Origin of the sequence: Acinetobacter soli, from assembly GCF_018139125.1 — a bacterium.
Taxonomy (GTDB): domain Bacteria; phylum Pseudomonadota; class Gammaproteobacteria; order Pseudomonadales; family Moraxellaceae; genus Acinetobacter; species Acinetobacter soli.
In genome coordinates this window covers 2,834,191-2,847,330 of the sequence record NZ_CP073241.1, presented here as the reverse complement: position 1 = coordinate 2,847,330, position 13,140 = coordinate 2,834,191, and the positions used below count along the sequence as shown (strand labels likewise).

The window sequence follows — 13,140 nt, the reverse complement described above, 5'->3', positions numbered from 1 at the left end:
ATCGTTATTGAGTAGACCTTCAGTCACGATCTGAATATTGTTTATTAGATACATCCAGATATAAGCAAACTGAATGAATGCAGAAAAAAGAGTCTGAATACACTCTTTTCTCTGCGAGTGCGATGAACAATTAAAGATACATCGCCTTATTGTCATTTAACGCAATCAAACCACGAATTGCACGGTAGACAATCCAGATCCACGAAAGACCAATCACCGCCACACAGAAGGTACTCGCAGACAACGCCACGCCAGCAAATAAATTGTCGTTATTGCCTGTGAAAAATAAAAAGAAAAATGGCACAAAGGCAATAATATTCCAGAACAGATACCACCAAAAGGTACGGATCTGCCATGTAAAGTGCGAGGCAAGCCAAGTGCCTTCTACATCCTGGCGCTTCACGTAATTGATAATGAGCGCGATAATGGCCAATAAGCCGGCACTAAAAATTGCAGCAATATATAAAATATAAAGAACCAGTGTGAGGGTTTTATTAGATTGAAGTTGTTCAGCAGGAAGATTCATACGTCACCTTTTCGTTTTTCTATTTAAGGCCTCTCTAATGGATCAAAATATTCAGCGGAGAGACCAACCACAGTAATAAAATTATATTTAACCCTATGGTACAAAAATAAATCTTACGAAAAGGTTGTTTTTGTGTTTTATGTCGCAATTTTTGTTGTGCCAGCCACGCAGCCGGCCAGCCACCCAAAAAAGCCACCACATGCAAGGTACTTTCCGCAATTCGCCGAGTACCGTTTTGCGCGGCTTCTTTGTCTTGTGCATATAACCAGTAGCTCAACACATTCATGAGCGTAATAAAAATAAAGCTAAAGGGTGGCAGCAGCTTGCTAAAACTCAAAACGGCCACCACCACAATATACAGCACAGTAGCCAGTTGCATAGGCACTAGCGCAGGACGCGCCGCAGGCACCACCGAAGGCGCCTTTGAACGACTTGGCGCGCGGCTATTTCTGGCTTTGACGTAAACCACCTGCTTGGCCCGAAAACGCCCCTGCTCATCTAAAATCACCACATAATCCAGTGCACAGCCCACCAAAGGACGCGGCCCTTTGCGGGCAAAGTCGCTGATATGTAAAAACACACGTTCTTTGTTCATATCGTCGGGTTGAATAAAGCCATAGCCTTTTTCATCAAACCATTCGACTAACCGTCCCTGATCACGCATGGCAATGTCTTCCTTAGGCAGCAACAACCTGTAAACGATTGATTAACATCTGACGCATTTCAAGCGGATTTTTTTGCATGATGTCGTCTCCCGTACGCCCTTCTTCAAGATTACGCTGAGCCACTTGCAAACGCATTAACCAAAAACGACAGGCTGCCATAGCCAGATAAACACCCAGACAGGCCTGTTCATCTTCAGTTAAAACACGTACGCGCTGATAAGCTTCAACAAACGCATCGGCATGGGCCTGATCAAGCTCTGGCAATGGATAGCGTGTACAAAAATCATTGATGGTAATGGCGATATCAAACAAGAAATCATCTTGATTGAGTTCGGAAAAATCTAAGATACCTTCCAGCACATCACCCACAAACAAGGTGTTGTCTCTAAACATATCCGAATGAATCCAGCCGCGAGGTAAATCGGGATGCTGGGTACGGGTCTGGTTAAATAGCGCGTAAACATAATCCAGCAATTCAGCATCTTCCGATGACATTTTTGGCTTGAGTTGCTGGCCCACAGCAGTCCAGTAGGCATGATTACGGCGCACACCGCGCTCGAAGGTTTTGTGTTGCAACGCCAGATGCAACTCGGCCTGCGCTTTGGCGATGGCTTCAATCTGGGCTTGTGTAGCCGGAATCGGGTGCTCGCCTGCAATACGCGGCGCAATCTGTGCCGGTTTGTTGGCAATGCTATGAATATATTTGCCCGCATAGCTTAAAGGCACCGCCACAGGTACGTGATGCTGGCCCAAATGTTCAAGCACAGGGGGCAATTCGCTGGCACCTTGTTCGTCAAGTTGTTCAAACACAGTCAGCACATACTGTTTGTGCGCGCTGTCGACTATAAAGTAATTGGTGTTTTCAATACCTCCCTGAATTGGAATCAAGTCAATCACCTCTAATCCGTAAGGCGATGCGAATGCTTGAACGTCCTGTAAACTCAACGGGGTATAAACCGACATAGAAAACCTGCGTGAAACAAATATAAGTTTGATAGAATAGCCACACAGTTTACCAAGATTCTTGATGATCTCGGAAAATTTATTTATTTAGACTCATACTGTTGGATGTCACAATGCTTGCAAAACGTATTATTCCCTGCCTTGATGTCGACAATGGCCGTGTCGTAAAGGGCGTACAATTTTTAGATATCCGTGATGCAGGTGACCCTGTGGAAGTCGCACGCCGCTACAACGAACAAGGTGCAGACGAAATCACTTTTCTGGATATTACAGCAACGCATCATGGACGTGACACCACCTATCGTACAGTCGAACGCATGGCAGAAAGCGTTTTTGTTCCGCTCACCGTAGGCGGTGGCGTACGTAAAGTTGAAGACATCCGTTTATTGCTCAATGCCGGTGCAGACAAGGTCAGCATTAACTCGGCTGCGGTGTTTAATCCGGAGTTTGTACAAGAAGCCTCACAACGCTTTGGCGCGCAGTGCATTGTGGTGGCCATCGATGCCAAAAAAACCGGCGAAAACAAATGGGAAATCTTTACTCACGGCGGACGCAAACCCACCGGTATCGATGCGCTGGAATGGTCAGTCAAAATGGCCGAATACGGTGCCGGCGAATTGCTGGTGACCAGTATGGATGCCGATGGCACCAAAGCCGGTTATGACATCGCCCTGATGCGCGAAATTAACAACCGCGTTTCAATTCCGACCATTGCCTCTGGTGGTGTAGGGAATTTGCAGCATTTGGCCGATGGTATTTTACAAGGCGGTGCCGATGCCGTGCTTGCAGCCAGTATTTTCCATTTTGGTCAGCACACCATTCCAGAAGCCAAACAGTTTTTGGCAGCACAAGGCATTGAAATGCGTCTTTAATTGGCAGCACATCATCAGGCCACCTTGCGTGGCCTGTTTTGTTGATGGGCGCAATCGGTAGCAGTCGGCGCAGTGGGTGTCCACTTTACAGGGCGTAAGCGTTCAACCGCATGGGTGAATCGCTGTGAAACAGCCCGAGGCAACCAAATACCCAGCGGATTGGCCTCTTTTAAATCGGGTGAAGACACTACACGTGTTCCAAGCAGATAGTCAAACCACGGTTTGGTTACGCACCAGTTGGCATCCTGATTGGCATTCATATGATGATCGACATGCCATGGAATACGGCGCTTGGCCCAATCGGGCTGTAAATGCGCTTTTCGATGCACATAAAAATAATTGATTGCACTGTAGGCCGCCGCAATGGCCATGCCTTTGGAAAGCGGTGCAAATATGGCCATAGAGGTCGCTGCGACCACGCCAAGTGACAGCAGTTCATTACGTGTACGCCAGCTGGCTAGCCCCTCGACATAACAGTCATCATGAAAATACTGTGTTTTTACTTCACGATGATGTGCCCAGTGTGACGCCATACTTCGAGGAACCGGGCTATAGCGCGGCTGTCCTGTACGGTGTACGCCATGCAGAATATATTTATGCGCCACCCATTCAAAGCCGTTGGCCACAATTAACCCGGCAATAAATCCTTTAATCATAGTGTTCTCCTCAATCCTGACTTGAATATATGAATTTTTCTGTGCTATGTATTGACGAAAAACCACGCAATATTGACAAAACACGACAACATGGAAAGTCGCTATGCTCACAGTGAAAAATTATGCAGGCTCGGTTTATGGCGGACTTGGGCAACTCCTGATGTGCTATTGCGAGGCCGAACAGCTGCCAGTACCCGACCGTTTACAGGCGATTCAACGGCTTGAGCGCTTTGACTATGTACTGTGGCGTGAGCTATTAGATGAGTTGTATCAGTTGCGCCCTATAGCGGGGCTGGGCTTAAAAATTGCGAGCCACGTACAACCTAAACATTTGGGCATTTTGGCTTATATTGCGCTGTCGTGTGAAAGTTTGGGCGATGCACTTAAGCGCTATCAAGATTTTTATCGACTGGTTTACGATGGTAGCCCGCTGAAGGTCGAGCAGCACGGCGCTTATTTTTCTATTCGCTGGGAAGAGCCCGAACCCCACCCGACCCAGCTTACCGATGAAATTGCCATGGCACTGATGCTGCAATTTTTACAGCAATTTATGTGCAAAACCCGTATCGAGCTGCATGAAGTGCATTTTATCAATCCACTTCCGAAAGATGCGCCAGTCTATAACCGTTATTTTCAGTGTCCGGTACGGTTTTCACAGCCGAAAACCCAGCTTTTGATCCCGCTCAGTGAAGCCAGCAAGGTCGTGGGCAATGCCGATCACACCTTACAGCAATTGCTGATGCAGCAAGCACACGCCCTGCTCGATCGCTTGCCACACTCGACCCAACTCGACCAGCGCTTGCAGCAAATGATTTTAAAAGGCTTACAGCAAAACCAGTACCAGATTGAAGTCATTGCACAGCAGTTGGGTATTTCGGTACGCCAGTTACAGCGCCATTTGCAGCAGCAACACAGTAGCTATCAGCAGCGGGTACAGCAAGTGCGCTACATGCTGGCCACCGAATACCTGAGCGACCCGCACCTCAGCCTGCAAGACATCGCCCTGTTACTGTGTTATTCAGAACAAAGTGCTTTTCAACGGGCCTTTAAACACTGGTCGGGGCAAACACCGCAGCAGTGGCGACAGCAATCGCGCCGTTAGGCAAATGGATTATCGATTTCGTCGGGATCGGGGCGCTCTAAACGCTCGGGCAAAGGTGATGCCTCAAGCTCGGTCACCACAGCATTGATGACACTTTGTAAGGCTTTGGCAAATGCTAGGCCTTGCTGATCTTTGGTCAGTTGTAGATTGCCATAAACGTTCACGCAGTCGGTCTGGTTTTCGATGGTAAGATCGTCAATTGCCATGGACTCGGTGCCATTGACATAAGGTGTAAACATGCTCGGCCTTTTCTTATGATTGTATGAGTGTTTTAGCTTGCAGCGATTTGCGCGTGATTGCAACGGGCAAATCGCTGTATGCTGTTAGCGTAAAATCTGCAAGAAATAGTGCAGTAAGGCATCGACCAGTTGCTTGATTAAAGCCTGCTTGGTGTCGTCGTCGATTCCGCCCGAAGACGACGGTGGCGTCGATCCGCTGCTTTGCTGGGTAAACTGCTTGCTTGTGGCTGCAATGGTGTCAGAAGATGCCTCTTCGGCACATTGGCTCTCGCCATCCCAGTGTGCATAGGCCAGTGGCTGGTTTGGCTTAACCTGCGCAGCGGTTTTAGGTAGCTGATAGACATTGCGTTTTTGCTCTTCGGTCAGCTGCGGAAATAGGTTGATTCCGAGTTTTTCCTCTAAATAACACACACTGACCACATTGACCTGCAACGAGTTGTTGTTGGGTGCATAGTACGCGCCAATGGCACCTGTTTTCGGGATATACACCGCCTTATACACCGCAGTCGGGACAATCACGCCACGGCCAATGGTTTTTAGGCGCTGCCCTTCAAATAATGGCCCGGTGACCACGTAGACATCTTGCTTTTGCTTGACCACAATCGCACGAGTAGCCTCTTCAAGCTCACGCCAGATATGCTGATTGTTTTTGGGTGCCTGTGGCACCATGTTTGCCAGTGAGAAACTGTCATGCTGGGCTTTTAAATCGCCCATGTCACCGTTGGGTGCCATATGCCCGCGGTCGTAGCCCGAGCCACGATAATCGCTCAATAATGCGCGATGTGCTGCATTGCCTACACGGGTTTCTTCATGAAAACTGTCTTCACGCTTGAGCTTCACACTCAGGCGCGCTGGATTGAGATATTCGGCCGACCACAATGGTGTTTTGGAAACCCCGGAATACATCACATTAAAGCCGTTAAAGCACAGCGCATAACTATTGTTTTGCAGGCTCTGCTTCATCAGCACAGGTGGAACGTCACGGTAAAACTGATTTAAACAGCCCGTGTTATGTTTGAGCGGTGATATCCACTGGCTGATTTTGCCTTCGCCAAAAGCGACCGCAAAACTGCCCACGGCCACTACGCCCAACAGGAGTTTTCCCATGTACTGATTCTTTTTTCGTGCCACGCGCGATTCGATATCTAAAACCAAAACAAAAGCTTAACAAGCCCGGATTTGCCTGTACATCAAGGTATACCCCAATCGATCAAAGCATCAACACAAATTGGTCAATAAATCATCTATACGCGTAACAATTTGTCGTTTTAATTTTATTGTTCGCTTTCAAAGTGCTTGTGTTTCGTATCTTTGATTGAAACAGCCGTCACGATTATGACAAGGTAGACCCCTGTAAACGATAAGATGAAAAATAGGTATTACATATGAAAGCCCAGTTATTGTGTTCAGTCGCGTTGATTACAGGTACGCTTAGCATGACCGCATTTGCCGAAGCGCCTGTACAAGCAGGCGAAACGCTTGAAAGCTTATCGCAAGTGAAAGTATCGACCACAGTGAATGGTCAGCCAGGCTCAATTGCAGATTTGGTCAACAGCGGTAAAGTGCAAGTGATTGCAGGTGCTCAGCCTAGCGCACCAGCGATGCAACCAGCGCCCGCTCCTGAAATGGCGGGTGGTGCCGAAGCGCCTATGCAGGCGCCAGCAAACGCAGCGATGCCAGCACCCGAAGCCGCAGCGATGCCGGCACCTGAAGCAACTGCACAACCATCTGGTGCAGCAGCGCCACAGGCTCCACATGCCAATGCCATGCCTGAGCAGCCTGCGCCAATGCAAGCTGAATAAGCCAACCGGCATAAAAAAACCAAGGCAGTTGCCTTGGTTTTTTTATGTTCAGATTTCGATCTGACTGCCCATTTCGACCACACGGTTAGGCGGGATCTGATAAAAATCACTCACCGGACTGGTATTACGTTGCATCGAAATAAACAACTTTTCACGCCAAGGCGACATGCCGTCTCCTACGGTATGAATAAGACGATCACGAGAAATAAAGAAGCTGATTTGCATCATGTCAAATTCGAGACCCAATGCCTCATAAGCCTGCTGTAACGCTTGCGGAATGTTGGGCTGATCTTTAAAGCCGTAATTCATCGAAATACGATAAAAATGATCGTCCATTTTTTCAATCTCGATCCGATCGGCATCGCTTACATACGGAATATCCTTGGTAAACACTGTCACCATGATATTGCGGTTGTGCAATACCTTGTTGTGCTTGATGTTGTGCAACATGGCATGCGGCACAATATTCTGATTCCCCGTCAGAAAAATTGCATCGCCCGGTACAAAATGAGTTTCCGAGCTTAAACCGATACTTTTAATAAATAGCCCAATCGGTAAGGCATCGGTTTCCAAACGATGATGCACAATTTCACGGCCACGTTTCCATGTCATCAAGATGGTAAACACCACCACCCCAATCACAAACGGCACCCATCCACCCGATAGAATCTTAAGCGAGGTCGACGCCACAAAAATTGCATCGAGGGTAAAAAACGGAATTGCAAACAGCGCCACTTTCCACCACGGCCACCCCCAGGCACCATGTGCAAGTACCGCAATCAAAATGGTGACACAGAGCATGGTCATGGTGACTGCTACCCCGTATGCACTGGCCAAATTACTGCTTTTTTCAAACAGGATAATCAGGATAAATACCGAGATATACAGCACCCAGTTGATAAACGGCACATAGATCTGGCCTTGCTCGACATCGGAGGTATGAATCACGGTTAAACGCGGTAAATAGCGCAGCTGAATGGCCTGATTAACCATAGAAAATACACCGGTAATCACCGCTTGCGAGGCAATGACGGCGGCCGCAGTGGCCAGCCCGATCATGGGAAAAAGCGCCCACTCGGGTACCAGTAAATAAAATGGATTCGATACCGCTTGCGGATCGCGCAATAACAGCGCGCCCTGACCGGCATAGTTCAGCATCAGGCTTGGACACACCACAATAAACCACGCCAGACGAATTGGCATACGCCCGAAATGGCCCATATCGGCATATAAGGCTTCGCCGCCTGTCATGGTGAGTACCACAGAACCCATGGCCACAAAAGCCACAAACGGCTGATGTATGGCAAACTCAAACGCCCAGATTGGATTGATAAACCATAAAATATGTGGAGTTTGAATAATACTCCATAGCCCAAGTGCGCCAATGGAAATAAACCAGAGCATGGTGATCGGGCCAAAAAACTTGCCCATGGTGGCCGTACCATGGCGCTGAATTACAAACAGTGCCGTAAGAATACCCAGCCCAATTGGCATAAGCCATTGATCAAACGCAGGCGTGGCAATACTTAAACCCTCGATGGCCGAGAGCACCGAAATGGCAGGCGTAATAATACCATCGCCAAAAAATAGCGAGGCACCAATAAAGCCCAGCGCAATCAGGTAGATTTTTTTGTTGGGATCGAGCTGTTTGATACGCAGCAACAACGCCAGTAGCGACATAATGCCGCCTTCGCCGTTGTTGTCGGCACGCATGACGATGCTGACGTATTTGAAACTGATGGAGAGCGTAATGCACCAAAAGATTAAAGATAGGATGCCAAAGACCGTCGCTTCAGAGATATTCACATGCGCACTGGTGAACGTCTGAGCAAAGGCATACAAGGGACTGGTCCCGATATCCCCAAACACTACCCCTAAGGCGGCTAAAGTCATCGCTGGAAGCGCGACTTTTTTTGCAGAACTTTGCATATAATATCTTCGATTTGGAACAGTATTTTTTCGCAATATTATCACTAAGTTCTAAGTTTTTCTCTAAATCAATTGTTTCATACTTGGCAGAATACAAAATATTCGCTATTATCGCTCGCCTTGGTGAGGTGTCCGAGTGGCTGAAGGAGCACGCCTGGAAAGTGTGTATACGTTTACGCGTATCGAGGGTTCGAATCCCTCTCTCACCGCCAAAATATACGAAGTAGCCACCGTAATGAAAAAGCTTAATCTTGAAGAGGTTGGGCTTTTTTTGTCTTTGATACACTGCAGCACAAAACGGTAGCATACTAACAATTAAGGTCATTACTATGGCTAGAGAATTAAATAAACTAGATGTGAAAACGGTTAAAAACCTAACTGCCGATCCAGAGCAAGATAAAAATATTCTGATGGTGGCAGCCCATACTATCAGAACATTACCATGAATAAAAAACCAAATACTCGCAGATGAATAATTGGCTAGTATGATATTGATTAATCTTTAAAAGGTTTCACTACTATTTTACTGTAATCGTAGAATCAGACAGTTTAGTTTGAAATATATACTTTAGGACGTTCATCTAAAATAACATCGAAAATCGAATCATCAGTCACAATTAGTAAATGTTCAAACTCCATATCTTGATATAACTCACCCGCATCAGCATAGAAATCATTCAAGAAATATGAATGATTTGATATCCAGAATGAGGTTACACCAAGAGTAGGTAACATTGCTAATGTTCTTTGTCTATAACTTTCATCCCCCACTCTATAAGAAGCAGGTTGAATTTCAAATTCAACTGTAACTTCCATAGCTTTCTCATGAAGAGTATTTCTACTCTGATGAGGAGCTTTAAAAAATAGCTTTAAGGATCCTGCATGAGTACTCGTCATTCCTGTATATATTAAAAAAGGCAAATGCTTATCTAACGGATACCATTCTCTATACAACTCTTTCATTATTTATACCTAATTTTATCATCAGAATGCTTACCTCTGTCATGGTAGTCATGTCGATTTTTCAACATAAAAACTACACATTCTTAAGTTCATAATAACTAAAACTAATACTTCACCTAAGACATAGAATCAAAAAAATCCTGACATTTTCTTTGACATTTTTTTCATTAAAAATTGACTAAACACATGAAATATAATATTAATGTTTTGACATTTTCTTTGACATTTTTTCATTAAAATATGCCAGAACAAAGCAAAACGTGGCTCGATGACACTACACTAAGGGTAATGACCTATAAATCAGGTTCATTCACTTTCCAGCTAGGCTTTGATTTTAATCAGATCCAAGCCATGCTCGACCGTGTCAATGACTCACAGAATCGCTTTAACAAAACCCCTAGTCTTCCCCTAATTATTGACCAGGTACAAGACAAAGTATTAGCAAGTAGTATTTATAGTACAAACACCATTGAGGGCGGACAATTTACAGAACAAGAAACTGCCGAAATTTTAAAGCTAGACCCTAAAACTATTCAGAAAACAGAAGAAAAACGCTTAACTAATTTAAAAGAGGCGATCGAATGGGTAAAACAATTTAGCTCAAAACATCTTTCTCCATCACATGGTCAAGAATTTAACCTATCAACCATGTTTCAATTACATACACTTGTTTCTCAGCATCTAGCTGATCAGCACAATCCCGCAGGACAACTAAGAAACAATAAACCTACTCAGAAAACAGTTGTAGGGAATGATACACACGGCGGAACTTACCGTCCTCCTAAATGTATTGAAGATATTGAATATCTCATTCAAGCATGGGTTGAATGGCTCAATAGCCCCTATATTATTAATCAGCCAGTGATTATTAGAGCATGTTTAGCACATTATTATTTTGAGCTGATTCATCCATTTTGGGATGGTAACGGGCGTACCGGGCGATTGATTGAAATGTTCATTCTGGAACAATCAGGCTATAGATTCAGTTCATCTGCTGTATGGAAATATTATCAAACCAATATCCACGAGTACTTCGCCCTATTCAATGAGTGCAGAAAAAAAGCCGATAAAAAAGAGACCTATCCAAATCAAAGTTTTATCAATTTTTCCCTTCAAGGCATGTTTGAAACAATTGAATACTTACATGACCAAAGCAACAGCTTAATTCATTTCTTGCTTTACCAAACCGCTCTGAATGATGCCAAATTTCATAAACGAATTTCAGATCGTCAATTTAATCTCATTCATAATTTAATGAGAATGACAGGCGAGGATATCCAAAACTCATCAAAAGCCGATTTATACCGTATCCCTCAAGTTCAAGCACTATACAATGGAAAAGTAGAACGAACTTTCTACAGAGACATAGACAAACTTATTGAACTTAAATTTCTACATGAACAAGATGGATTGATTCTAATAGGCCAGTAATCGAGTTACATATACACGTATTGAGAAAAAAGGAATCAAATACTCGATACGTGTAATTTACAATTAACTTTTTTCACTTGTTGGTATTTTTGTTGGTACTTTTTAATATTTAAATTTTTATATTTATTAAAAACAATAAATTAATTAATAGTTGTGGCTTCCTCTCTCGCCAAAATATACGAAGTAGCCACCGTAATGAAAAAGCTTGATCTTGAAGAGATTGGGCTTTTTTTATAACGATATAAAAACAAGATTTTCGAATTACGATCTAAATTTTGGCTGAATATTATTTTCTTTGATAATCTTTACTATTGAATATAAGACTGAACGTTTAACTTGAGCATTGTTATAACTTCCTTGATGATCAAAGCCTGCCATTTTGAATACCTGTTTAACGCCAGACTGTTTTAGTGGAGCAGAACCAGACTGATGCGGTACGGTACCATCCCCAGCTGCGTCTTGATTGGAGATTGAAAAAATACCCAGATTACCACTTACTAACGAGATATAGCGGATACCATTATTCTCAAGTGCTAAGTCACGATTGTTCACATCTGTACCTTTGCCCTCTTTAATTTTGACCATTTGTTCTTGAACAATTTTTTGACGATATGTACCTATTTGTTTTGCTGTCGCTCTTGGTAACCTTTTCATTTGTTCAGCAGTTAATCCCCGTAATGGTTGATCTAATGTCCATGTAAGTGTTCCAAAACTTAAATGTTTAGAGTCATGTCCATAATTTACATAAGTGCAAGGATGATATTTATTGGTAATCTTAGAATGAAATTTTTTAACAAAATCAATTTTTATACTATAGGTCGTTTTCGCTGAAATTTTTGGATTTAACTTTTTTGCAGGATCAATCAACTCTTCTTTAACCATTTCCCACCAGACGCCATCGGCCTTATAAATCTCTTCATAAGGGTCACTTTTCGGAAGAGGAACAACATTGGTGTGCAGGTTTTTGCCATTCATTAATCCTGAACCATTTAAGAATAACCATGGCTTTCCACTGTTATAAGCTTTGGTTGGTAATAGTTCTAGACCACCTGGTGCATTTGCAAGTACTGCTGTCACATGCTCTGTATTTTTACCAATCACATTAGCAGCAACTGCACTTACCAGACCACCTTCGGAAGAACCAGCAACGAGTCGACGATAGGCTGCTGCCGCTCCTTCTGCGGGCATAACGCCATGAACCACACCAGCAACATCTTCACCACATAATTGAACTACTCTACGCGTCAAAAGCCCTCCCATCGAGTGAGTTACGATAATGAATTTATGAAACCTAGTACCATACTCTTGCTTTATTTTATCTAATTTTTGAGCAACAAGCGCTGCACCATTTTCACTCGACTGTAACCAGTTATAACCCATGGCATACACAGGAAAATGGAATTTCTTAAGATGTTCTATCTCTTGTTGATTAATCGGTACAAGTGATTCTTGAGGGGACCATTTTGAGGATTCTGTTTTATTCATTAGACTTTTCCACTCATAAACTAACTCTTGCTGTTTCATTTGTTGAACAGCAGCATATCCTCCTCCCAAGCCAGTTGTATAAATCGGCTTTTCATTTAAATCGACGTTATTTAATACCAATTGCAAATAAGTTAGAATTCCACCATAACTGTCCCAATGTACAGTTCCCCAATAACGTTCCCGCAGTGTTTTTTCAGTCAGCTTTAGTCGTCGATCAACTGCTATATGTCCACTCGTATCCACTTTCGTGTTTAATGGATCTAACTCAGCTTGCAGCACAGCGGGACTTTTTTGCATTTGCGAATAAATAGTTCCTACTATGCCACCGCCATTACCCAACTTCCATACAGGCTTATTTAAAGCTGTATTAAAAATATTTGATCCCATAATTCCAGGTACAAAGATAATCGGAATCGTATCCTGTAAAGGCACCTCTACATAAGTTCCAGTTTTATTGGTAGTGGGACTAGTGGCTGAACCTGATTGAGCAATAGACTTATTTGCCAT

General features: G+C 44.0%; 13 protein-coding genes and 1 tRNA gene. 5 read left to right on the top strand and 9 right to left on the bottom strand.

Features of this window, described 5'->3' with window-relative positions; translation table 11 throughout:
• Positions 1 to 130: 130 nt before the first annotated feature.
• Genes KCV09_RS13090 through KCV09_RS13080 form a run of 3 tightly spaced genes read right to left on the bottom strand, consistent with a single transcriptional unit; the run spans position 131 to position 2,154 of the window.
• Positions 131 to 526: a DUF4870 family protein gene (locus KCV09_RS13090; RefSeq protein WP_004934122.1), complete on the bottom strand. Its 396-nt coding sequence runs from the start codon at positions 524 to 526 to the stop codon at positions 131 to 133.
• Positions 527 to 560: 34 nt separating this feature from the next.
• Positions 561 to 1,190, bottom strand: a complete 630-nt coding sequence (locus tag KCV09_RS13085) for a DUF1294 domain-containing protein (RefSeq protein WP_212515249.1) — start codon at positions 1,188 to 1,190, stop codon at positions 561 to 563.
• Between the two features lie 13 nt (positions 1,191 to 1,203).
• Entirely contained in the window at positions 1,204 to 2,154 is a 951-nt protein-coding gene (locus KCV09_RS13080) for a homoserine kinase (protein ID WP_004934118.1), read from the bottom strand.
• A 113-nt stretch (positions 2,155 to 2,267) separates the two neighbouring features.
• Between KCV09_RS13080 and hisF the strand changes: the two genes are divergently transcribed.
• Positions 2,268 to 3,026 carry an imidazole glycerol phosphate synthase subunit HisF gene (gene hisF, locus KCV09_RS13075; RefSeq protein WP_004934116.1) on the top strand — a complete coding sequence of 253 codons (759 nt, stop codon included), beginning with the start codon at positions 2,268 to 2,270 and terminating at the stop codon, positions 3,024 to 3,026.
• Positions 3,027 to 3,040: 14 nt separating this feature from the next.
• On the opposite strand, the gene KCV09_RS13070 is transcribed toward hisF, so the two are convergent.
• Positions 3,041 to 3,682: a sterol desaturase family protein gene (locus KCV09_RS13070; RefSeq protein ID WP_212515248.1), complete on the bottom strand. Its 642-nt coding sequence runs from the start codon at positions 3,680 to 3,682 to the stop codon at positions 3,041 to 3,043.
• Positions 3,683 to 3,785: 103 nt separating this feature from the next.
• On the opposite strand from KCV09_RS13070, the gene KCV09_RS13065 reads away from it, so the two are divergent.
• The gene (locus KCV09_RS13065) at positions 3,786 to 4,784 is read left to right on the top strand and encodes an AraC family transcriptional regulator (RefSeq protein ID WP_055414649.1); all 999 of its coding nucleotides are present in this window, start codon (positions 3,786 to 3,788) and stop codon (positions 4,782 to 4,784) included.
• On the opposite strand, the gene KCV09_RS13060 is transcribed toward KCV09_RS13065, so the two are convergent.
• Positions 4,781 to 5,023 carry a hypothetical protein gene (locus KCV09_RS13060; RefSeq protein ID WP_212515247.1) on the bottom strand — a complete coding sequence of 81 codons (243 nt, stop codon included), beginning with the start codon at positions 5,021 to 5,023 and terminating at the stop codon, positions 4,781 to 4,783. The two genes, KCV09_RS13065 and KCV09_RS13060, sit on opposite strands and share 4 nt — an antisense overlap.
• A gap of 84 nt (positions 5,024 to 5,107) precedes the next feature.
• On the bottom strand, positions 5,108 to 6,130 hold the full coding sequence (locus KCV09_RS13055) for a DNA/RNA non-specific endonuclease (RefSeq protein WP_004944897.1): 1,023 nt from the start codon (positions 6,128 to 6,130) through the stop codon (positions 5,108 to 5,110).
• Between the two features lie 278 nt (positions 6,131 to 6,408).
• On the opposite strand from KCV09_RS13055, the gene KCV09_RS13050 reads away from it, so the two are divergent.
• Entirely contained in the window at positions 6,409 to 6,825 is a 417-nt protein-coding gene (locus KCV09_RS13050) for a hypothetical protein (protein WP_004944895.1), read from the top strand.
• 48 nt (positions 6,826 to 6,873) lie between these two features.
• On the opposite strand, the gene KCV09_RS13045 is transcribed toward KCV09_RS13050, so the two are convergent.
• A complete protein-coding gene (locus KCV09_RS13045) occupies positions 6,874 to 8,754 on the bottom strand; it encodes a potassium transporter Kup (protein ID WP_004934101.1) in 1,881 nt (626 codons plus the stop codon).
• 122 nt (positions 8,755 to 8,876) lie between these two features.
• Here KCV09_RS13045 and KCV09_RS13040 point away from each other — a divergent pair.
• Positions 8,877 to 8,966, top strand: a tRNA-Ser gene (locus KCV09_RS13040).
• Positions 8,967 to 9,303: 337 nt separating this feature from the next.
• Here the strand turns inward: KCV09_RS13040 and KCV09_RS13035 are convergent.
• Positions 9,304 to 9,717, bottom strand: coding sequence for a hypothetical protein (locus tag KCV09_RS13035; protein ID WP_151978076.1), 414 nt, complete (start codon positions 9,715 to 9,717; stop codon positions 9,304 to 9,306).
• A gap of 240 nt (positions 9,718 to 9,957) precedes the next feature.
• Between KCV09_RS13035 and KCV09_RS13030 the strand changes: the two genes are divergently transcribed.
• On the top strand, positions 9,958 to 11,148 hold the full coding sequence (locus KCV09_RS13030; RefSeq protein ID WP_151814831.1) for a Fic family protein: 1,191 nt from the start codon (positions 9,958 to 9,960) through the stop codon (positions 11,146 to 11,148).
• A 261-nt stretch (positions 11,149 to 11,409) separates the two neighbouring features.
• On the opposite strand, the gene KCV09_RS13025 is transcribed toward KCV09_RS13030, so the two are convergent.
• Positions 11,410 to 13,140, bottom strand: coding sequence for an esterase/lipase family protein (locus KCV09_RS13025; RefSeq protein WP_212515246.1), 1,731 nt, complete (start codon positions 13,138 to 13,140; stop codon positions 11,410 to 11,412).

Excerpts from the sequence above, each read along its gene's own strand:
- KCV09_RS13090 (WP_004934122.1), bottom strand. The coding sequence starts at position 526 with ATGAATCTTCCTGCTGAACAACTTCAATCTAATAAAACCCTCACACTG.
- KCV09_RS13085 (WP_212515249.1), bottom strand. The coding sequence starts at position 1,190 with ATGCGTGATCAGGGACGGTTAGTCGAATGGTTTGATGAAAAAGGCTAT.
- KCV09_RS13080 (WP_004934118.1), bottom strand. The coding sequence starts at position 2,154 with ATGTCGGTTTATACCCCGTTGAGTTTACAGGACGTTCAAGCATTCGCA.
- hisF (WP_004934116.1), top strand. The coding sequence starts at position 2,268 with ATGCTTGCAAAACGTATTATTCCCTGCCTTGATGTCGACAATGGCCGT.
- KCV09_RS13070 (WP_212515248.1), bottom strand. The coding sequence starts at position 3,682 with ATGATTAAAGGATTTATTGCCGGGTTAATTGTGGCCAACGGCTTTGAA.
- KCV09_RS13065 (WP_055414649.1), top strand. The coding sequence starts at position 3,786 with ATGCTCACAGTGAAAAATTATGCAGGCTCGGTTTATGGCGGACTTGGG.
- KCV09_RS13060 (WP_212515247.1), bottom strand. The coding sequence starts at position 5,023 with ATGTTTACACCTTATGTCAATGGCACCGAGTCCATGGCAATTGACGAT.
- KCV09_RS13055 (WP_004944897.1), bottom strand. The coding sequence starts at position 6,130 with ATGGGAAAACTCCTGTTGGGCGTAGTGGCCGTGGGCAGTTTTGCGGTC.
- KCV09_RS13050 (WP_004944895.1), top strand. The coding sequence starts at position 6,409 with ATGAAAGCCCAGTTATTGTGTTCAGTCGCGTTGATTACAGGTACGCTT.
- KCV09_RS13045 (WP_004934101.1), bottom strand. The coding sequence starts at position 8,754 with ATGCAAAGTTCTGCAAAAAAAGTCGCGCTTCCAGCGATGACTTTAGCC.
- KCV09_RS13035 (WP_151978076.1), bottom strand. The coding sequence starts at position 9,717 with ATGAAAGAGTTGTATAGAGAATGGTATCCGTTAGATAAGCATTTGCCT.
- KCV09_RS13030 (WP_151814831.1), top strand. The coding sequence starts at position 9,958 with ATGCCAGAACAAAGCAAAACGTGGCTCGATGACACTACACTAAGGGTA.
- KCV09_RS13025 (WP_212515246.1), bottom strand. The coding sequence starts at position 13,140 with ATGGCAAATAAGTCTATTGCTCAATCAGGTTCAGCCACTAGTCCCACT.